Origin of the sequence: Chitinophaga sp. (genome assembly GCF_036569185.1) — a bacterium.
Lineage (GTDB): Bacteria > Bacteroidota > Bacteroidia > Chitinophagales > Chitinophagaceae > Chitinophaga.
The window spans coordinates 50,041-71,445 of sequence record NZ_DATCRD010000416.1 but is presented as its reverse complement, the minus strand read 5'-3'; the positions used below and the strand labels follow the sequence as shown (position 1 = coordinate 71,445).

Here is a 21,405-nt window from a genome sequence, read left to right as displayed (position 1 = left end):
AGCATTATAATATTGGTGGAAGAAGGCAGAAAAAAGGTATTTATTATATTTGCACTCATATTGTGCGTATATGGATAATACAATATTTATCGCAGCAGCTCTTAAAGAGGATATTGGTAACGGCGACCACTCTACACTAGCCGCTATAGATAAGGCGGCAAAAGGGAAAGCTGTACTAAAGATAAAAGAAGATGGCATACTGGCCGGTATTACATTGGCCCAGGAAATATTCCATTACCTGCAACCCGGCGCAACATTTACCTTATACAAAAAAGATGGCGACCACGTACAGAATGGTGAGATAGCTTTTGAAGTAGCTGCCGATGTACATACCATACTAATGGCAGAAAGGCTGGTATTGAATTGTATGCAACGCATGAGCGGCATCGCTACCCTTACCAATCAGTATGTAGAAAAAATAAAGAACTATAAAACCAAAATATTGGATACACGCAAAACCACCCCATTATTTCGCGTGTATGAAAAAGAAGCAGTGCGCATAGGCGGCGGCGCCAACCTCCGTATGGGTCTTTATGATATGGTGATGCTCAAAGACAACCATATAGATTTTTGCGGCGGCATTGAAAAAGCTATTAAAAAAACGTTGGCCTATCTGCAAACAAATAATCTCGATTTGAAAATAGAAATAGAAACCCGCAACCTTGATGATGTAAAACGCGTATTGAGTGTGGGCAATATACACCGCATCATGCTGGATAATTACGACCTGCCCACATTAACCAAGGCGGTACAATTGATAGATGGTAAATATGAAACAGAAGCATCGGGCGGCATAAATATGAATACAGTAGCAAACTATGCGGCTACGGGAGTAGATTATATATCGGTAGGTGCAATAATAAACCATGCCGTAAGTATGGATCTTAGTTTAAAGGCACAATTGGTATAAATGAAACATTTGGTTTTATTATAAACCCCAACTCTGGCGTTGGCAAAGAGCCAGAAAAAAGCCGCATCGTTACTGAACGATACGGCTTTCAATAGTTATCCGGCTTGCTCAATACAATACACGGAAGCTGATGGTATCTTTGATCTTCTTCAGTTCTTTTAATATTCCTTTATCATACTCACTACCCGTATCAGTGATCACATACCCGATGGCCTTGTTGGTCATAAGGAACTGTGAAATAATATTGATACGATGATCCGCCAGTACCTGGTTCACTTTTGCCATCACGCCGGGAACATTACGGTGAATATGGATAAAGCGGTGCGCGTTCTTCACTTCAGGCAGCTGGATATTCGGGAAGTTACTGCTCTTAAAGGAATCGCCGTTATTGATAAACCTGGCAATCCTTTTTGCTACTGATTCAGGTTTGCTGATCTTATCAAAGACCGCAATCCCCATTTCCGTGCAAAGCTCCTGTGGGATATGTTTTTTACTGTTGCCAGGGTAACCGATCACTTTCAGTTTCACCGCTTTTTTTAGCTGTTCTGCATTGATCTTCTCTCCTTCTCCCAACAATAGTATTCCTGCGGCCGACAACAACTTATCATCTGTTCCTGCATGCTTAATGGTAAAGCCATCCTTCTTCAGGTATTTTACAGCTGCTTCCGGTACATCTCCCGCCACCTGGCAAATAATACGGTTCCTGGGATAGGAAATCGCGGAGGGCAGGTTATTCACATACAGGAATTCATCCAGGCTTGGTGTAATATGATCTGCTTTCTCGGTAACAGACTTACGTTCTATATTTTCTGTAAACGCATAAAATTTCTTGATCATCCCCGATTCCTTCAGCTGGAAATCGGAATAGCCATCGCCGATACCATGAATTTCGCCCTGGAGCTGCAATTCATGCAGCAGCTTCACTTTGCCGCCTTCATTAGAGAGAGGGTTAGCTGCATCATAGCCCACTATTTTTCCTTCTTCGTTAAATAAAAAAGTATTAGCGTAAATATTCTCTTTCCTGATATGAAAAGGTAATACTACCGGTGTGATAAATTCTTTAAATCCACCGGAAACGATCAGCACATCATCCGCATGATGTTTGAAAAAATTCTTATTACGGGAGAAAGATCTGGATACCAGTTTTTTCAGATGTTTTACCAACAGCTTCAGATGGTCTTTGTTAGCTTCCAGCAATTGTACCCTGGCCGCCAGGCTTTCCCTGAAAGAAAGCTTCCCTTCCATAGCCAGGTTGGTCAGGTCTTCAATCTTTTTATAAATCTGTTCTCTTTCCGGATGGTCCTGCAGGGATATGCGCGCCAGTTCATCCAATGCTTCCACCTGTGTAAAGGTGCTGTCGAAATCAATTATATAATATTTTTTGCCCACGGGACGATCATTTGGAGCACAAAAATATAAGTTTAAATAGGATTTAACAGACAATCTTGTAATTCCGGGAATTTATATGCGCCCCGGCATTACGATAAAGCACTCCAGCCGGGTTCATCGTCCTCTTCAGGCATTTCCTTTTCCACGGCCGGTTCTGCTGTCCTTCTTTCCCTGATCTGCTGCCGCCACATGGCGTAATACAGGCCCTTATGCTCTACCAGCTCCTCATGGGTGCCCGTTTCAGCGGTCTTTCCTTTCTCCGGTACAATGATCCGGTCGGCATGCATGATGGTCGATAACCGGTGTGCAATCAGCACCGTGATCTGCTCCCTGCGGGCGGAAATATTTCTTACAGTATCGGTGATCGCCTCCTCTGTGATAGAATCCAGCGCAGAAGTGGCTTCATCAAAGATCAGCAACCTCGGATGGCGGATCAGCGCACGGGCAATGGAGATCCGCTGCTTCTCCCCACCGGATAACTTTACACCGCCCTCTCCCGGCCTGGTGTAAATCCCTTTATCAGAACGGGCCAGCAGGGCGGTACAGGAGGCCTTCTCCAGGGCTTCAGGTAGTTCCAGAGGATCTTCATATGTTAAAAATACGATAAACAAGGCACATCATCCAGGCCGCTTTAAACAACAAAGAGGCCGGACCAAATATTGATCCGGCCTCATTTACAACGTCTTCATTTAATTTTTAGCCCTGATGGCTTTTACTTCAGCGGCAGTAACTGCACTGGCCTTGTTACCGAAATTATTTCTTACATATGTAAGTACATCCGCTATCTCCTGGTCTTTCAGAAAATTATGCGGAGGCATATTATTGGAATAATACTCATCATCTATCGGAACAGACGACTGCATTCCCTTTAATATCACCTGTATCAATGTTGGTTTATCGCCAAGCACAAAAGAGGTTTTGATCAATGGCGGATTTAAATGAGGTACACCGCTTCCATCTACCTGGTGGCAGGTAAGGCAATATTGTTCATACACCTTTTTCCCCCGGGCTATAGCGGCGCCGGCGTTGGGCTTTTTTGTTTGTGCAGATAAAAAAGAAAGTGCTGCACTGAGTACAACGCCTGTTAAAATGATCTTCTTCATACCATATCATTATTTGCCACTGTACGTGATCTTGTAAACCGTTCCTTTCACATCGTCTGTTACATACAGGGAACCATCAGGGCCCTGGGCCAGTCCGCAGGGGCGGTGCTTTGCCTGGCCCGGCGACTGGATATCCGGCACACCGGCAAAATCATCTGCAAAAATTTCCCATTCACCGGATGGCTTACCATCTTTAAACGGTACAAAGGCTACGAAATAACCCTTTTGTCCTTTCTGACGGTTCCAGGAACCATGAAATGCAACAAAAGCGCCGTTCTTATACTTTGCCGGAAACTGGCTGCCGGTGTAAAATAATAATCCGTTAGGCGCCATATGTGCAGGAAATGCCACTACCGGGTCAATCGCATTTTCCCCGCCTGTTTTCTTTCCATCACCGCCATATTCGGGTGCCAGTATTTTTTTATGCTGTTGTCCATCGTAATAAATATAGGGCCAGCCGGCATCGTCTCCTTTCTTCAGGGCATACATACATTCTGCCGGCAATTCGTTGCCCTGTTGCAGGCTGTAATATTCAGGGAACATATCAAACAGGCCATCTCTCCCATGCTGCATTACAAACAGCTGGTTATCCTGCGTGTTCCAGTCGAGCCCCACCACATTGCGAAGGCCGGTAGCATAGCGGATACCATCTCCATACGTCTGGTTTTGCTTATCAGCGCGGAACTGCCAGATCCCTGCTGCGGAATCGCGGATAGGGCATCCTTCTATTCCTTTGGAACCCTTGGCGCGGTCCTGCACCTGGCAGGAATTGGAATAGGCCCCGATATTTACATAAATATTGCCTTCGTTATCCAGTGTTAAAGATTTGGATTCGTGCTGGTGGCGATTAATCAGCCCGGTTACGATCTTCTCCGGCTGATCGGGATTGATCACTTCAAATTTATCATTCAATGCGTAACGATATACTTCCTCATCAGAGGAGGCATACAGGTACTTGTCTTTAATCACCATGCCGGTTCCCCGGTAGGTACCAAAGGTTTTTACGTCCTTCCCGTGTATAACCGCAATGGCTTTACCAGGTTTTGAAGTCTGTATTTTTACATAGACATCCCCCAGCGGTGTTACCGCTATGTGGCGGGCGGCGCCCAGGTTTTCCGCTATTGCAGTGGCCTTAAAACCAGCAGGCAGTTTCAGCCCTGCATTGCCGGGATCCGCTGCTGTACGGCGGATAGCACTGCTGTCCCCGTTATTGGCCAGGCCATGAACAGATAACAGGGTCATCACGGACAAACATCCCAGGAGAACTATTCGTGTTTTCATGATTTTCTATTTACAATGATTGATGAGGGGATATTTAAACTTACCCTGTAAAAATAATAAGGTTTTTATGGAATCCGTAATTTATGGATGAATGGCGTTAGCTCCTGGCAACCAGAGACACATAATATTTCATCAGGTAATGATAAATTACCAGCTCATGCAAACGTGCATTGGCTGCAAACATCCGGTTCAGGAACATGTGCAGGTAATGCGGCGGTAATTCCGTTACTGCGTTCTGCTGTATAGTTTGCAGGTCCTGTATAATATCCTTCCAGGCAATTGCACGTTGCCTGAATACTTCCTGCGCGCCATCCGGCAACGTATAATCGTGTACGTTATTCATCAGCACAGCATTGATCCATCTTCTGTGTGCACGGTATTTATTGTTTAACTGCAACAGCAATGCGGCATCTCCGTGATGTTCTGCAAAGAACTGTTGCTGCAGCTGCTGCAGTAATTTCATTTTCATCAATGGCGTATAACCGAAAGCATTCAGTAACTCATCAGCCCCTTTTAATGCCAGCAGCCATCGTTCCTGGTTTTCAGCGCCGCCAATGGTTTGCAACAATTGCAACACTGCTTCACTGTCGTGAAAAAAGAAAGCTTCGCTATGCTCCATTAAAGCCGGGCCATAACGTTCCAGCTCGCGTACATAAGTATCCAGTTGTATTTTCCGGACAATGTCGTTATTAAGATAAGGAAGCAATATCTCTTCCACCCGCTGCATCACCAGGCTGCTGTGCTGATGATATTGCGGAAGATGAAACCGGAGCCGTATGTGATGATCCGGATCCTGGTACCTGGTAAAGAACCAACGGTCTGTTATCCCTGATAACCGCAGCTCCCTGATCAGGGGCGCTAGTACTTTAAGCAGCAGCTTATCCATCCATTTAGGGCCACAGTATATTTTGATATACATCCATTCGCTGCCAGGAGCAAAGCTACGTTGCAGGCTTGTTGCGGCTGGCGTTGCCATTGAACCGGCCGGCGGCTGCCAGGCAGCATTTGACAACGGTATAATGATTTCATTACAGAAAGCGCCTTGTTCATTGGCAGACAGGCGCGTGGTTTCATTAAACAGGCACTCATATAATACCACATTTCCTTTCTTCAGTTTATCGGTCAGCAACATGCGGCCAAAAGCGCTGGTAAAATCTATCAGCAGGTCCTTATCACCTTCCGTCAGCTGTACATGCCCCGGCAGCCCATGTTGTTCTTTTAAAAGCAGCAATGCCTCATCGGCCGTATGGGACGCCAGCAGTGATTCGAAGGCTTCACGGGTTAAATACCACCTGGCTCTTTCCAGGATTACCTCATGGTATACCACCCTGGGAAGAAAAGGTTCTTCCTGTAAAACTCCCCAGTTCCACTGTATAGAAAAGGCATCCTGTTGTTGCAGATCGCACAGAAATTTATAGACCGATAGTCCACGTGAAAAGTTATGGGCGCTGGTGAGCCGGGGCACTACTTCTTTCTGCCAACGTTGCGAGCGCAGTATCACCCTGTTGTTCCGTATACTTACCAGCAGATCGCTTACCGGCAATTGGAACTCTTCCGGTACGCTGCTCTTTCCCAGGAACGGTATTTCATAATCGTACAGGGATGGCCGTAGTAATACATTTCCGGTGCGGCCTTCCGGCAGATGGACTATTTCTGCGAGCAGCCTGTTTTTTTCCAATAGCTGCTCCTTCCTGGCGAAATCACGTAACAGGTTTTCCAGCTCCGGGTTACCGGCGGCAAACCGGCCCATCAGGGCCAGTGCATTGGGGCCGTGACATGCCTTCAGCAAAAAATGAAAGTTGCCGTTATCCATGTCAGCCGCGGTATCTGCTATCAGCGAGCCCATCAGGCAAAGAAAGGGGGGCAATTCCGGTTTATTTGTACCCGCTGCCAGCTCGTCCAGGTCTGTATCCGTTAGCGAAATCACCGCAGCCCGCCTTGCGCTGGACACGAGGAAATGCTTTAGTACAAACTTCGTTTGAGCGTTCCAGTTAACCACGCCGTCTTTCTTCCCTGCAGGCATTATAAGGTCGTCTACAAGTGGCGTATAACTGGCGTATTCCCCTGTTGCAATACCGTATCCAATACCTGATTCACTATCCAGCGCCATCATAAGGGGTATTTCCCGCTGATCGTACTGCCGGAGGAACCGTTCCTTAAACTGCTGTAAGTCGGCAGCAGCGCCTGAATTGCTGAATACGCACAGCCGTTCCAACCGTTGCAGCAGGGTATTGGTAACAGTTTCGGCCAGGCGGACAGAAGCGGGCTGAAAAAAAAGATCCACCTGTATAGGATCTTTGGCGCTCACGGCCGGGAAATATGAGGTTAGTATATGAGTCACTTCCTGGTACCTGCTTACGCCTCCGGCAGGCTCTTGCAAAAGCTGCTGCACCTGCTGCAATGCTGGTAGCCAGGCCGGGACAGGGCTCAGGGCCTGCAGGCTGCTGATCAGTTTGCCCAGGTTATCACCACCCGTAACCTGGGGTGATAATGCAGTTACCAGTATCTGGTTATGGATCAGGGTTTCAATAAAAGCCCGGGCTTCTGCTTCCGGGATATCCATGGCCGTTAGTACAGCCATTAGCCCTGGCAGGTCTGTTCCTTTGCTGGCAGCCGCCAGCAATGCTTCTATATAATCATTCTGTAAAAAGGCGCTGAGAAAGTACTGCCGTCTTTTATTGCGCAGCTGGTATTCAAAATACCGGTAGGCATCTCCGGAGCGGTATAAACTGTTGTTGGGGAAATAGCGCAGTTGGCTGCCAACTTCCTGCTGCCGGGCCAGTGCGCCCATCAGTTCGGATAAATATGCCATATCCAGTCTTGCTACCGGTTGATGTTGCGATAAGGCCGGGGCCGGTAATTGCGTGGGACCTGTGTGAATATACCCGGTGCTGCATCCGGCGAACAAGCCGTACGGGGTACAGCGGGTACTCATCCTCAGCAGATAACGATACAAGGCAAGCGGTAGTTTCAGGGAATTATCCACCGCCGGCAACCACTTCATCATTTCGGTATACAGTTCCTGGCTGGCAAGGAAAACAGCTTCCTGAAGTAAAGGGCGGGAATATATTTTCCGGAGGGCAGCTACAAAGGCCTCCTGGTCATTGGAGGTGTTACGATGCAGTTGTAACACTTCTTCATATGACAATAGTGGCATTCTCAATAAAAAGAAATCGCAGATACGCAGACGGGACATACATGACAGGCATACTTACTTTAGTGGGAAAGCCAGGCTTCCCTGCTCCGTATGACTGAATAAAGATAAAATGTTTTCAGAGATCTCAGGTGACCGCTATTTTGACACCCGGAATCACTCTTTCCATTTCATCCACAAACTTCTTATAACTGGCGGGCTTACCCAGGTATCCCTGCCGTTCTTCCCGGCAAAGATGTTGCACCTCTCGGCTGGAATAGGCAGTAACAAGGATGAAAACGCAGTCCTTTTTCAGAAACTGCGCTATAATATCTCTTGTATTGCCTCTCAGGTTAACATCCAAAAAAACAACATCCACCTTTCTTTCAGCGATCAGGCTTTCCACAGTATCCAGCTCCGATGCTTTTTTTACAAGTTTCAGATAGGAGGTTCTTTGGATATAGCTTTCCAGTATATCTAATGCCAGAGGCTCGTCATCTACTATGGCACATCTGTATTGCATTTCTGACCAAAGGGGTTAATCAATTAGGAATAATAATCAAATTTGTTTAAGAACTAGCGTATAAAACCTCCTGTCAAAGTAGGAGTAGTCGGAATACTGGATGGTATTGCTGCTGCTCCTTCATTTTTGGAAGCCCTTATGTTTTCTATCGTACTTATATCAGCTTTTGATATAATTTCCTTTTCTAAAATTAACATAGGGCGGCGATTCACAGACAATTTGTTTTCCAACATAAAATATGCTTTTAAAGTGATCTGATCTACAAATCCACAACCGAAGCTCGCCCAATGATCTCAAATATCATATTTTATTAGACATAATTGCCCATTTCTTCGACCAACAGACCGGGCTAAGCCCATAGCTATTCCTCCTCCTCATCGTTATAATTAGCAATGCCAAGCAAACGCTTGAGATCCTGCCGGGAGGCTTTGGAAATAATCACTGACTGGCCGTTAACAACTTCCACCGTATTCCCCATGATAGATTTAATGGCCTGGAGCCGCACAATATAGGATTTATGGATGCGCATAAACTGGTCGGGCGGCAAAATATCTTCTATGGCCTTCATTCGCATATAGGTGATAATATTTTTTTCCCTGCATACGATCTTGATATAGTCTTTCATCCCTTCCACGTAATAAATATCATCGAAGAGGATCTTTGTCAGCTTGTTATTGTCTTTTACGAACAGGTGATTAGTGACCTGGGCTTTGGGTTTGACAGTTTCAGCAGCAGCAGGTTGCCAGCGCTGACTGATATGTGCCCGCGCTTTGTTCACTGCTTTGAGGAACCTGTCGAAAGAGATGGGTTTTACCAGGTAATCCACCGCATCCAGCTCAAAGCCCGCAATAGCATGATCTCTTGAGGCGGTAGTAAAAATTACAACAGGCGGATTGCTCAAAGAGCGGATCATTTCAATACCATTAATATTGGGCATCTGGATGTCGGAAAACAGCAGGTCAACAGATTGCCGCTGCAGTTCATTAATTGCATCAAAGGCATTTTCGCAAAAAGCTACAGGTTGCAGATAAGGCACCCTTCCAATGTAATTTTCCATTAAATCCCTCGCAAACGGCTCATCATCCACTACAAGGCAGGTAATTACTTGATCCATATTTTTCTAATTCAGCGTTAGTGTCAAGACAACTTTGTAATATTCGGGATTATTTTCAATAAATAAAATGTGTTGGTCAGGATATAATAGGATAAGCCTTTTACGGGTATTGCTCAATCCGATCCCCCCTGCTACTTTTTTGCCTTCCGGCAGCTCTCCTTTGCTATTTGAAATTTCAAATTTCAATTTGTTATCTGATACGTCCATTGACGCATGGATCCAGCATTTATCTGTTGTAGTGCTATGCGAATATTTAAAAGCATTTTCGACAAACGGAAACATCAGCAATGGCGCTATCTGGTAGCCATCCATTTTCTCAGTGTCACAATTAAAATATATACTGGCATTTTTCCCATAGCGCACACTTTCCAACTCAAAATAGTTTTTTAGAAACTCCGCTTCCAGGTGCAGCGGTACCATTTCTGTATTGGAATCATAGAGGGTATACCGCATCATTTCCGACAGGTGCATAATCAGATCTGATGCCAGCGAATCATTCCTGATAGATAGTGAATAAATATTATTCAACGTATTGAACAGGAAATGCGGATTGAGCTGTGAACGAAGAAAATCCACTTCCAGGTTCAGGTTATCCCGTTCCAGCCTCAACGTCCGGGTAGAGGCCCTGATGATGTCCAGGATCAGCTTGAGTGACATAGGCGGCGCTACAGTCATCAATACTGGAAGGAAAATTTTAAAGAGGTGATTCGGTGAAAAAGTATCAACCCATCCCGCATCTACTACCCTTACCAGGAAACTTTTTAGTGCGCTATCCGTAATATCCAGAAAAACAACCGCATATAATGAACAAAGATAATTGATGATAGACCAGAACAAAAAAGGTATCAGCAAAAATAATATCGTCAGAAAAAAATAACCTTTAAGTAAAACTTTAGGTATAATAAAGTAAAAAACCGTGTAAAAGAAAAACACTGCTCCCAGAATATTACGGACTACAAACACCAGGCTGGCACTTATTGATACCTCAAAACTTGAGCTCATCAGAAAAGCATATAATAACGCCATACATCCCCACATTAGCAGATGGGCCCATACTCTTATCCTTGTTCCATAATACTTATCAGATAGAAAAAAAGAAAACCACTCCATGAGCTTCCGGCTGATATCAGGCGGCTCTCCATTGGTTTTACGTCTGAAAAAAGCTAGCATCGTATCCCTGAATATAAATAATAATTTACAGTAAGAAGGAAGCAAGTAAGATAAAAATACTTTACCAATCTGAATATTCTTTTATCATATAAATTTTTGTTATTATACAAATAACGCTTCTTGTCTATAACTTACACATTATGAATGCCTTCTGAAATCCCTTAAAGTGCACAATGTTGGATACAACCGCATTTTCATCGCGTTTATTAGTCAATTCATCTAATAAGTTTAATTGCCAGCTATTAAATGCTGACTTTTGAGATGCAAGCCTGAATATATTCGCTGGCTAAAGCTCTTTGCCGTTACAAATTCTACAAAAACAATGATGAAAGTGCAGTCTGCTGCATAAAAAGATACCTTTCATCCATTGTTGTTACCATTGTCACTTTAATATTGACATTTAATTTATTAATAATATTACACCAATCTGGTCAGAAAACCTAGCGAATTTTATCCTTTGTAAACTCCAAAAAGACTATCGATAAGGGTATGAACATCTACCTGCTAATACTATTCTATTCTATGGAAACACTATGAATTTCCCCCTTACAGCTCTAAAGAGATAGGCAATTTGTCTATCTCTTTTTATTATATGCCACCTGCCGCCATAGCAGCAGCAAGCTTATCATTAATAACAACAGGTAACCTACCGGCTTATGATGATAAAGCCCCTGGCATAACCGGGCTACCCCGGCCAGAAGTAATACAATTGTCCATTCTCTCAAAAAAAGGGAAAAAAAGCTGAATTTCCGGGATAATAATAGGGTGGAGTAACCAACGATAATACCGCTGCCATAGAAAACCAGGAACTTCTTCCCGTTAATGGCAAAAGGGTTCCATTGTAATGTAACATGGTAAATATATAAGAAGGGTAAGAAATAGATGACGGCAATAAGCATATAAACGAAAAGCATCCGGGGAAACATATTCTTTTTCATAGTTCATTGTTTAGATCAGGAACCGCAGCCTCCACACCCACCTCCGCACCCGCTGCCGCAGCTGCTGCCACAACTACTGCCGCAACTGCTGCCACTGCTACAACCATTACTACCGGTATCAACACCACCGTCAGCCTTCGTATTTTTATCTTTATTGGTTACCGTAAGGATAAATGCAAGCAGCATTATTACCACCATAACACCAAAGAAAGTAGCGTCGTTGCCTCTACAACCGGTAAAGAAAAAGAAAGAAAAGAAGAGAAGAGGGATTAACCAGCGCCGGGGAAACAAGGTAAAGCGCCTGAAAAAGGAAGATGGAGTAACAGGAGATTTATTTAACCAGATAGCTTCCGGGGGATCTTCGCCAAAGCACTGCCTGTACAACTGCAACGTATCTTCCTGCCAGGCGTCGTGTTTATGTTTCTCTGCCTTCCCCCCGCCTGATGGGAAGTGGTGGATCTTTCTGCCCAGCGTTTTCTCACAAAATACTTCCCAGTAATTCTGCGTGTAAAGCAAATGCTGGTGCCAGACCTTATCTACAATTTCGGAAGGGGAAGCGCCTGTTGGAGAAATACAACAGAGATAAATGAACCGCTTATACTCCTGTATCGCCTGCCTCGTGAAAGCCTCACTCCAGCGCTGTTCCCTGGCCAGCTTCTTTGAAAACGGGAACTTTATGCCCGGTTCGTCCAAATGGAAGTTATTGATCTGTTCCCATAGTAACTTACCTGGCGATAAGCCTATGAACTGGTTGTTTTTCATCATCATAATTTCATTTTTTTATTGTTATTACCAAGATGAAATAATTTAAGAATACTAAAGTCTTGTGCGTATCTTACACCGTCCTTTTTCTGTATTATAATCGTATTATTATGAGTAAGGAAGAATTGCTTAACCTGGAACGGCTGATGAATTACATCGCTTACCAATATCTTAAAAAGGTAAGCTGGGAAGACGTTTCAAAATCAGAGTGGAGCCATGTGGTAAATGAGTTCAATACCATTATCGGCAAACAGCAACGCTTAAAAAAGATAAGCGCGCCCCCCTCCCTTTTCGGTGATAACTACTTCTATGAGCACCTGGTGATCAGGAAGCTCAAAGCCGCCAAAAACAGCGCTGCCATTGCTTCCCTGAGCAGCCCTAATTTCTCCAAGCTCAATGTAATGGCAGTGGCGCTGGGCTTTGCCAGCTATATTGATTTCATCAATAATTCGTCGGAAGTATACCCATTTCATGAGCTCAGGATCGGTATTCCCCTGTCGGCGGTTAATCATAAACTACTGGACCACCTGGTAGGATACTGGTATTGCTATAACCGTAATCTTCCATTTAAATCAGGTAAAAAAGCGGAGGAACGCATCTGGAGATCTGCGCTGGAAATATATAAGTCGGGCGACGAATACCTGGTGGAGCGCACCGGGAGGGATAATCATATGTATTATGGTAAAATAACTTCCTATGCCAACTACATCTTTATTATCATGAACAGTACTACGTTTATCCGTCAACGTCATTTCATTGGCCGGCTGAAAAACCTGGAAGATAATATCAAGCGAACCGGGTATGTCATTAATGAGCTAAACTTTGTAAGCACCTGTGTAAGCTTTAATGAAGAACCAATAGCGCTGTATGAAATATTTCACCGGGTGGCAAAAGTAAAAGACTTCCAGAGAACGTCCATAGACCTGGCCTTCGACAGTCCGCTGCTTCCTAAACATATCCTGGTACATCTGAAAGACAGTGAACAGAACAGGATTATGCAGCACTAACGGTCAGGGTTGAACGATAATTGCACCCAGGGGCTTCCCGGCGCCGTTAGCAGGTACTCCATGTTATTACGCAGGATATCAAAGCTGCCCATTTCTACGCCATTCCACACACAACGGGCAAACTGGTAGGAAACCGAAAGGTGCTTCCAGGAAGTATAGGTACGCTTTATCAACGGCACACAGGCCTGCATATATTCATTTGACTGCTCAGCACTGATATAACCGGCATCATACCCCAGGCGGCTGAGGTTTATAATACGGGCAAAATCCCAGATAAGCATATCCGGCTGCAGGCTTTCACTGATCAGTTCCCGCTTCCTGAACAGGTCAAGGGCATTGCGGGTATTACGCAGGCGCTCCATTACCACGGCCTCCTCCAGCTCATTGGTAGCAATATGCTCTCTCAGAAAGGCTTTACTCTCTTTCATGGATACGGCATTAATGGCCTGCCAGATAATATCGTATTCTATCCGGTGGCCGCTTTCCTGTAACCAGCCCAGCTTTTCCTGCAATGCAGCAGTATCCCTGATATCCCACCACTCCAGCAACTGCTCACGGCATTGTTCCCAACCGGCCCCGGTGCTGAGATCATTCAGGTACTGGCGGTTTACAAAGGCTATATCAGCCCCGCAGGCAACCGCCCATTGCTGCCTGGCATCCAGCCGGCTATGCTGATTCAGATATATAACCGGCGGATGTTCATCCCCATCGGTTACATCTGCATCGTCGCCTGAAAATAACTGGTTGAATTGTTTCACACTATTCTTATAAAGGGCTGGCCAATCAGCCGGACTAGCCGGGTGTGCCAGTTGCTGCTTATACATGGCAATTGCTTCTTCACTAAGTCCCATGTTACGCAGTTGTTGCTCCATATAGTGCTGCTGATCCATTAGGATTGGTTAAGGGTTCGGTTAAAATGAGCTAATTCCTGGTATTTACGGATAAAACCGGGGCAAAGATTTTTCTTTAGGTACAGCAAATATAGATAATGTTCTGATACCTACCTGTTATTTAAGTAAAAGTAGGCCCAATATCTGCCTGGGGGAAGGGCGGTTTGTGGCGACCGGAACAAAGTTAAATGCCCGTTTACCCGTTACCGGTAGTGCCTTCAGTTCCGGGCCGGCGCCCGGGATCATGGCTGAAAGCTGGCCTGTATATGCAAAATAAAAGGGATGTTGTGGTACAACATCCCTGTCACTATGACTATCTAAAACGTTTTGTCGCGCTTATCAATTTTGCCCCTGCGGTTATGCGGTTTGGGCCTTCTTGGCGGCGCCTTTGGCATATCCGGGTTAGCGCTGTTGGCTTCCATCAGGGCCGCCTCTTCAAACGGATGAGGCACAGACGGAATGGTTTGCCGGATCAGTTTATTGATACTGTGGAGATATGGCCTTTCAGTGGTATCACAGAAAGAAAGCGCATAACCAGCCGCACCTGCCCTACCGGTTCTGCCTATACGATGTACGTAAGTTTCAGACACATTTGGCAGGTCGTAGTTGATTACATGTTCCAGCGAATCCACATCAATCCCTCTCGCTGCAATATCTGTAGCCACCAATACCCGGAGGCGGCCGTTCTTGAAATTGTTCAGGGTATTCTGACGGGAAGCCTGCGACTTATCGCCATGCAGGGCATCTGCATTGATATTGCGTTTCTTCAGGTTTTTAGCGATCCTGTCGGCGCCATGCTTGGTTTGCGTAAACACAATGGTGCGCTCAATACGGCGGTCTTTCAGGATGGTTTCCAACAGCGACTGTTTATCTTTCTTCTTCACAAAATAAACAGATTGCTCAATCCTTTCCGCGGTGGAAGATACCGGTGTAATGGTAACTTTCTCCGGTTTATAAAGTAATGAGTTAGCCAGTTGCGCAATGCTTGGCGGCATGGTAGCCGAGAAGAAAAGCGTTTGGCGTTGCTGTGGCAGTTCCCTGATCACCTTTTTGATATCGTTGATAAAACCCATATCCAGCATACGGTCGGCTTCATCCAATACAAATATTTCGAGGTGACTCAGGTAAATATACCCCTGGTTCATCAGGTCGAGCAAACGGCCTGGCGTGGCAATGAGAATATCGGTTCCGTTACGCAGGGCAATGGTTTGCCTGTGCTGGGGAACACCACCAAAAATCACATCGTGTTTCAGGCCGGTGTATTTGCCATAAGCGGCAAAACTTTCATCGATCTGCATGGCCAGTTCCCTGGTAGGCGTGAGGATCAGTGTACGGATATGTTTAAAACCCTGTTTTGCCGGGGTATTGTTATGTAATAACTGCAAGATGGGAATAGCAAACGCGGCCGTTTTACCGGTACCCGTTTGTGCGCAGCCGAGAAGGTCTTTCCCTTCCAATACAATAGGAATAGATTGTAATTGTATAGGAGTAGGTGTGGTGTACCCTTCGTTTTTAACTGCTTTTAAAATAGGCTCAATAAGCCCTAATTGCTCAAATAACATGTTGATATATGTGATGTAATAAATATAAAATAACGCTTCTTAGTTTTTAGCGTTATTACAATTGAGGAGAGCAGTAAAGAAAAGATTTCCGGACTGGAGAGAATAGATATTTCTGTGCTTTATGCTTTTAACTCAACAGACGGAGCAAAGATACTGATTTTTCTTGTCAGGATGTGGATAAATTAAAAAAAAGACATATGAAAGGGGTTTGTCCCGGTGTAAAAATGCCCAAAATTGCCATTATACAGGGCTAAATTAAAAAGGCCGCTATGACGCGGCCTTAAAAATTTACTTTGCCGCTTCCGGTGCAGCATCCGGTTTGGTTTTTGGCTCTTCATTCCCGTGGTGGCAGGTATAGCAGGAAACCGCCATTACTTCACTACCCTTAAAGAACTTCTTGTTGATACGTTTGGTCATTTTCATCATGTCCCTGGCAGTGCCTTTATGCGGATTGGCGTCGCTGGCGAAATCCAGTTTCTTGGCGTCATCCTTCCGGGGCTCGTGACAGAAATTACATTTCACACCCAACGCGGCGTTAAAGCCCCGCATTACCTTAATGAGGTCGTCATGACTAATGTCTTTCGGTAATACTTTCAGATTAGTAGCCTTCTCCGGCTCCTGGGGCAATGCGAGTGAACATAGGGTACCGACAGCCATAAATGCCGCCACCACTACATAGCTTTTCCTGATTTTCATTGACAATGGGTTTAAATAAGTCTATAAATGCTTCCTTCAGAAAGGAATCTACAAAAAAGAACAATAGGTAGTAGAGGTATATACCTGCTTTTTCTTTCATCCCACCGGCGGCGCCAAACAAACGGTAATAAAAACCCCGTACCCAAATGGGCACGGGGGCTTTTTTTGCAATTAAGAGGACTTAGTTATTGTCAACACAAAGCTTGTTATAGATCAACTCATCGGAAGATATTGGCCAGATGTATTGCGCCACTGTTGGTGCAATAACAGGCACCGTACTGCTTTTCGCAGGGAAAGGGATACCCAGCCGGGTAATTTCCATGCTACGGAAGCCTTCTCCCAGCAATTCAATATGTTTTTCCCGGGTAATAGCTGCCAGTAAAGCCGCTGCATTGGCAAAATCGGCGATGGTATAAGTAATAGTGGCATCAGAGCGGTGCCTTACTGCCGATAATAACGCCACTGCAGTTGGATCAACCGAATTGGTTTGCCGCACCCTGGCCTCTGCCAGGTTCAATAACACTTCTGCATACCTGATCACCGGAATATAATCTGTAAAAGGACTGGGAGTCGGGAACTTCGTCCAGTAGTTCTTCCCGAGCGACTGAACAATGAACTTCCTGCGTGCATCTGTGGCTGACTTCCAGGAAGAATCAGCAATGATGCCATTGGGATGCATGGAGTATTCTCCATTACCTGTAAACGGTTTGGAGGATGGTGTAAAATAATATCCCAGCTGGGTTTGCGTACCCGGGAAATCATCTGTAGAACCGGTAAATGGCAGTGAAAATATAGATTCTTTTGTAGAATAAGGTGGTGCAAATACCTTCTGAATGTCTGCTTCCAATGCGTGCCCGCCTGGTGAAACAAACGGTGCGCTGCCGGATACCAGTTTTGCCGCCTCTGCTATCACCTTATCATACTGTTCCATGAACAGGTATACCCTGGTTTTATAAGCGATGGCGCTATAGGCATTAGCACGTGTAATTGAGGTTAGCGCCCCGGCAGCGGGTTTGGGCAATAATGCCTCTGCCGAATCCAGGTCGCGGATAATCTGTGCATAGGTTTCATTTACGGTGCTACGGGCACGGGCATAATTCCCGATTTTAGCATGGCCTTCTGTATGAATAATCAAACCGGGCTTGCTACCTGCCCCATCCCAGTGAGGGCGTGCAAATAATTGCAGCAGCGAGAAATAACTTACGCCACGTACAAACTTCGCGTCGCCGGCATACAGTTTCGCTATAGAGTCGCCCACTACCTGGTTCCCAACTGCATTCATGCCCGCCAGGAAAACATTCACGTTATTAATAGTGATATATCCCTGTGACCAGATCTCTTTCACCTCCTGCGTTTCGCCGGTTGGCACCATTCTCCAGCTGGCATTCATTGTTACGTTGTTCGCTTTTTCATTCACAAAGTCCTCTCCCCTCACTTCATTGGCGATGGCATATTTTCCCCCCAGGAACTTACCGTGCTTCATTACAGAATACAGTCCATTCGCCTGGCTGGCAATCCGCTCTTTGGTTTCAAAAGCCCTGAAATCGGGGATATCTGTAGATGGCACCGGGTCCAGCAAATCTTTCTGGCAGGCGTTCAACCCTATCACCGCAACAACCAATATATTCAAAGCATATTTTTTCATCTTCCGTTAGTTTAAAAGTTAACATTAAGCCCCACAGTAAATGTCCGGCCATTGCCAAGTGTATTACGGTCCACGCCCTGACCGGAGGCATTATTACCATTGGAGGATACCTCGGGGTCCGGTCCCGGGTACTTCGTGATCAGCGCCAGGTTCTGGCCCCTTACATATACCCTGGCGCCCTGCAACCGGATGGATTTTGCAACATTATCGGGAATATTATACGTGAGTGCCGCCGTACTTAATTTCACAAAATCACCTTTAAAAACATTCGCGGCAATGGCAAAGGAAGAACCGTTGGAAATGTTATCTCCATATACTACACGTGGCATGTCTGTCTGGTCACCCGGTTGCTTCCACCTGTTCAGTACATCGGTACTGTTGTTCCAGTAACGCTGATCCCTTAATCCTGCATTACTGCCATAGTAAACATAAAACCCGGTTTGATAAGTAAGCAGTACATTCAGCTCAAAAGCTTTATAGCGGAAAGTATTCTCCAGTCCGCCGAGTACTTTGGGATTAGTGTTTTTATAGGCAACTGCATCTTTCACACCAACGGTAGGCGCTGTTTTACCATCTTCGTATTTATACTTCACCGCGTCGGCATTATTAAAATAAACCTTGTCGCCATTCGCATTAATAAAGATCCTTCTGCCGGTAGCGGGGTCCACTCCATCGGTACGCACTACATACAACATACTGGCAGGATATCCCACCTTATTGATGCTGGTTTGCTCCAGGCCACTGGTAACAAAAGGAATAGCGGTGATATCGCCGGCCAGCGATGTTATCTCATTTTTATTGTGCGCAATATTGAAACCTATGTTCCAGGAGAAATCGCGCTTATCAATCGCAACTGCATTTACACTGAACTCAATTCCCTTATTGTACATACTGCCCACGTTGGTAGGAATGGTAGCAATAGTAGCAGTGATGCTGGTAATTGGAATACCAGCCGATGGCATCTGTGGTACAAACAGGATTAACCCGTTAATATCATTGTAGTAGTATGAGAACTCACCACTGATCCTGTTGTTCAATAAGCCATAGGTAAACCCTACATCTGTTTTCTTGCTGGTTTCCCAGTTCAAATCAGGGTTACCGGCCTGGTTAAAATAAATAGATGGACTGCCGCCATAGGGAGAAGGTTTGTACAATGATAATGCATCATAGTCGCCAAGACCTGCGAAGTTGCCCACCTTACCATGGCTTGCCCTGATCTTGAAACTGCTGAACACATTATTAAGACCAGCGTTTGTCCAGAATGCTTCTTTTGTAATTTCCCATCCGGCGGAAAAACCATAGAATGTACCTTTCTTAAAATTGGGACCAAAAGCGGAGTACTGGTCCTGTCGTATATTGGCGCTTAAATAATATTTCTCGTTATAATTATAATTTAAACGGGCGAAGGCAGATAACAGGTAGTTCTCCTTTCGCAGTAAGTAGCGCGACAAGTCCGTGAGCCAGCCGCCTTCACTGTTATTGAAATAATTATCCATCTGCTTCTGGCGGCGCAGGCCATAACGTTCGCGGGCATCACGCTGCTGTTCAAAACCGGCCAGCAGGCTCAGGTTGTGCTTACCAAAGGAACGGTCCAGTTGTGCGGTATTTGTCCATACCCAGCGTTTGTTCTGTGTATAAATGCTGTTAACATCGCCGGTAGAAGAAACGCCATCGCCCGAGAGGTAATTAAGGTAAATATCATTATTCATCAGTATGTAGTCTGCACCATACTGGGTTTTTAATGTGATCCAGTCGGCCGGTTTTAACTGCAGGTAAACGTTTCCCTGGATATGACTGGCTTCTGTATTGGAATGATCCATATCCAGCAGTACCTGCGGGTTGTAAATCGCAACAGGCAGTGTATTTTTTCCACCGCTCATACCCGAGCCGCTGATATTGTAGCTTCCGTCGTTGTTATACGGAGATACCAGTGGAGAAGTAAGAAAAGCAAGACGTGCAAGTCCTCCCGAGTTAAAGGCTTCTCCTTCCAGTGAGCCGGATGATCCGGTGATCAGGCTTTGTTCATTAGAGTAAGACATACGCGCTCCAATGGAAAACCCTTTTCCCAATTGCTGGTCAATACTGAACAGGAGGCTTTTACGGGCAAAGTCATTCTTTTTCAGGATACCCTGTTGCTTGGTGTATCCGGCTGAAAAATAATAGCTGGTGTTCTCCGAGCCGCCGGAAACATTTACGTTGTGATTATGTGATATTGTTTTATCGCGGTATATCACATCCATCCATTTTGTATCAATCACTTTGCCGTTGGCATCTGTGTTAGCTACATAGCGATCGGTATTACCGGCATTTGCCAACGCCTCATTTTTCATTTCAAGATACTGTTCCGTGTTCAATACCCTGGGCAGGCGGGTGGGCCTGGTAGTACCCACCCATCCATCGTAGGCTACTTTCGGGCGGCCGGCCTTTCCTTTTTTGGTGGTTACAAACACTACACCATTGGCAGCGCGGCTACCGTAAATAGCCGTAGCGGCGGCATCTTTCGCAATGTCAATAGAAGCAATATCAGCCGGGTTAATGCTTGATAATGGGTTCAGGGGAGAGTTGGAAATACCGGCGCCTACATCTCCTGAAAATGCAGGTACTCCATCAATAACAATCAACGGATAGGCGCTCATGGAAATAGAGTTGGAACCGCGGATACGGAATACCGGCGGGTTATTCACAATCCCGTTGGGCACCGTGATCTGTACGCCGGCGGCGCGCCCGCCCAGGCCGGCTTCAAAGCTCTGCACCGGCAATTCAGCGATAGCGCCTCCTTTAACGGAAGCGATACTGCCGGTTACATCTTTCTTTCGTTGTGTACCATAACCCACTACCACTACTTCCGAAATAGCTTTTGAATCTGGCATCAGGATTACACTGCCTACCGTGTTACCAGTAATAGCCAATGTTTTTGTTTCGTATCCTACGAAAGATACTTTCAGTGATTGAGCGCTCTCTGGTACGGAAAGGGAAAACTCTCCCTTTGAATCGGTGACGGTACCTGTTTTCCCCCCGGGCAAGCTTACAGAAACACCGGGTAATCCATTCCCTGTATCATCTGTTATCTTTCCTTTCACGGTACGGGAATGCTGTGCCAGCAGCGAGGTAGCCACCAATAGCATACCTGCCAGCACGAGTAGAAGTTTCCTCATGTCAGTTAGATTTAATTGTTGATAAAAATTACAATGGTAGTATTCAGATTTTGGCAATAAACATCCTGCTCCGGATCATGAAACCGGATTGGGACGCATAAAAAGACCAGGTTACTAAATTAGCTAC

General features: G+C 45.4%; 17 protein-coding genes. 2 read left to right on the top strand and 15 right to left on the bottom strand.

Annotation, left to right across the window (positions count from 1 at the left end; genetic code table 11):
• Positions 1-70 precede the first annotated feature (70 nt).
• Entirely contained in the window at positions 71-910 is an 840-nt protein-coding gene (nadC, locus tag VIM72_RS31235) for a carboxylating nicotinate-nucleotide diphosphorylase (protein ID WP_332006712.1), read from the top strand.
• Between the two features lie 108 nt (positions 911-1,018).
• On the opposite strand, the gene VIM72_RS31230 is transcribed toward nadC, so the two are convergent.
• The 10 genes from VIM72_RS31230 to VIM72_RS31185 all read right to left on the bottom strand — a co-directional run bounded on the left by VIM72_RS31230 (position 1,019) and on the right by VIM72_RS31185 (position 12,329).
• Positions 1,019-2,299 (bottom strand): HAD-IB family phosphatase, encoded by a 1,281-nt coding sequence (locus tag VIM72_RS31230; protein ID WP_332006711.1) that lies wholly within the window; start codon positions 2,297-2,299, stop codon positions 1,019-1,021.
• Between the two features lie 89 nt (positions 2,300-2,388).
• Entirely contained in the window at positions 2,389-2,910 is a 522-nt protein-coding gene (locus VIM72_RS31225) for an ATP-binding cassette domain-containing protein (RefSeq protein ID WP_332006710.1), read from the bottom strand.
• A gap of 78 nt (positions 2,911-2,988) precedes the next feature.
• Entirely contained in the window at positions 2,989-3,402 is a 414-nt protein-coding gene (locus VIM72_RS31220) for a c-type cytochrome (protein WP_332006709.1), read from the bottom strand.
• A 9-nt stretch (positions 3,403-3,411) separates the two neighbouring features.
• Complete coding sequence (locus VIM72_RS31215) at positions 3,412-4,683, bottom strand: PQQ-dependent sugar dehydrogenase (protein ID WP_332006708.1); 1,272 nt, start codon at positions 4,681-4,683, stop codon at positions 3,412-3,414.
• A gap of 97 nt (positions 4,684-4,780) precedes the next feature.
• Complete coding sequence (locus VIM72_RS31210; protein WP_332006707.1) at positions 4,781-7,879, bottom strand: lantibiotic dehydratase; 3,099 nt, start codon at positions 7,877-7,879, stop codon at positions 4,781-4,783.
• 85 nt (positions 7,880-7,964) lie between these two features.
• Positions 7,965-8,339, bottom strand: coding sequence for a response regulator (locus tag VIM72_RS31205; protein ID WP_332006706.1), 375 nt, complete (start codon positions 8,337-8,339; stop codon positions 7,965-7,967).
• 361 nt (positions 8,340-8,700) lie between these two features.
• Positions 8,701-9,453: a LytTR family DNA-binding domain-containing protein gene (locus tag VIM72_RS31200; protein WP_332006705.1), complete on the bottom strand. Its 753-nt coding sequence runs from the start codon at positions 9,451-9,453 to the stop codon at positions 8,701-8,703.
• A 6-nt stretch (positions 9,454-9,459) separates the two neighbouring features.
• Positions 9,460-10,128 (bottom strand): sensor histidine kinase, encoded by a 669-nt coding sequence (locus tag VIM72_RS31195; protein WP_332006704.1) that lies wholly within the window; start codon positions 10,126-10,128, stop codon positions 9,460-9,462.
• Positions 10,129-11,198: 1,070 nt separating this feature from the next.
• Positions 11,199-11,561 carry a hypothetical protein gene (locus VIM72_RS31190; protein ID WP_332006703.1) on the bottom strand — a complete coding sequence of 121 codons (363 nt, stop codon included), beginning with the start codon at positions 11,559-11,561 and terminating at the stop codon, positions 11,199-11,201.
• 15 nt (positions 11,562-11,576) lie between these two features.
• Positions 11,577-12,329, bottom strand: a complete 753-nt coding sequence (locus VIM72_RS31185; protein WP_332006702.1) for a hypothetical protein — start codon at positions 12,327-12,329, stop codon at positions 11,577-11,579.
• A gap of 104 nt (positions 12,330-12,433) precedes the next feature.
• Here VIM72_RS31185 and VIM72_RS31180 point away from each other — a divergent pair, with 104 nt between their 5' ends.
• The gene (locus VIM72_RS31180; RefSeq protein ID WP_332006701.1) at positions 12,434-13,330 is read left to right on the top strand and encodes a hypothetical protein; all 897 of its coding nucleotides are present in this window, start codon (positions 12,434-12,436) and stop codon (positions 13,328-13,330) included.
• On the opposite strand, the gene VIM72_RS31175 is transcribed toward VIM72_RS31180, so the two are convergent.
• From VIM72_RS31175 to VIM72_RS31155, 5 genes are all read right to left on the bottom strand, one after another.
• The gene (locus VIM72_RS31175; protein ID WP_332006700.1) at positions 13,327-14,220 is read right to left on the bottom strand and encodes a DUF1266 domain-containing protein; all 894 of its coding nucleotides are present in this window, start codon (positions 14,218-14,220) and stop codon (positions 13,327-13,329) included. The genes VIM72_RS31180 and VIM72_RS31175 overlap by 4 nt on opposite strands.
• Before the next feature lie 317 nt (positions 14,221-14,537).
• Positions 14,538-15,782, bottom strand: a complete 1,245-nt coding sequence (locus tag VIM72_RS31170; RefSeq protein WP_332006699.1) for a DEAD/DEAH box helicase — start codon at positions 15,780-15,782, stop codon at positions 14,538-14,540.
• A gap of 288 nt (positions 15,783-16,070) precedes the next feature.
• The gene (locus tag VIM72_RS31165) at positions 16,071-16,478 is read right to left on the bottom strand and encodes a c-type cytochrome (RefSeq protein WP_332006698.1); all 408 of its coding nucleotides are present in this window, start codon (positions 16,476-16,478) and stop codon (positions 16,071-16,073) included.
• 181 nt (positions 16,479-16,659) lie between these two features.
• Positions 16,660-18,123: a RagB/SusD family nutrient uptake outer membrane protein gene (locus VIM72_RS31160; RefSeq protein WP_332006697.1), complete on the bottom strand. Its 1,464-nt coding sequence runs from the start codon at positions 18,121-18,123 to the stop codon at positions 16,660-16,662.
• 11 nt (positions 18,124-18,134) lie between these two features.
• A complete protein-coding gene (locus VIM72_RS31155) occupies positions 18,135-21,278 on the bottom strand; it encodes a TonB-dependent receptor (RefSeq protein WP_332006696.1) in 3,144 nt (1,047 codons plus the stop codon).
• Positions 21,279-21,405: the final 127 nt, after the last annotated feature.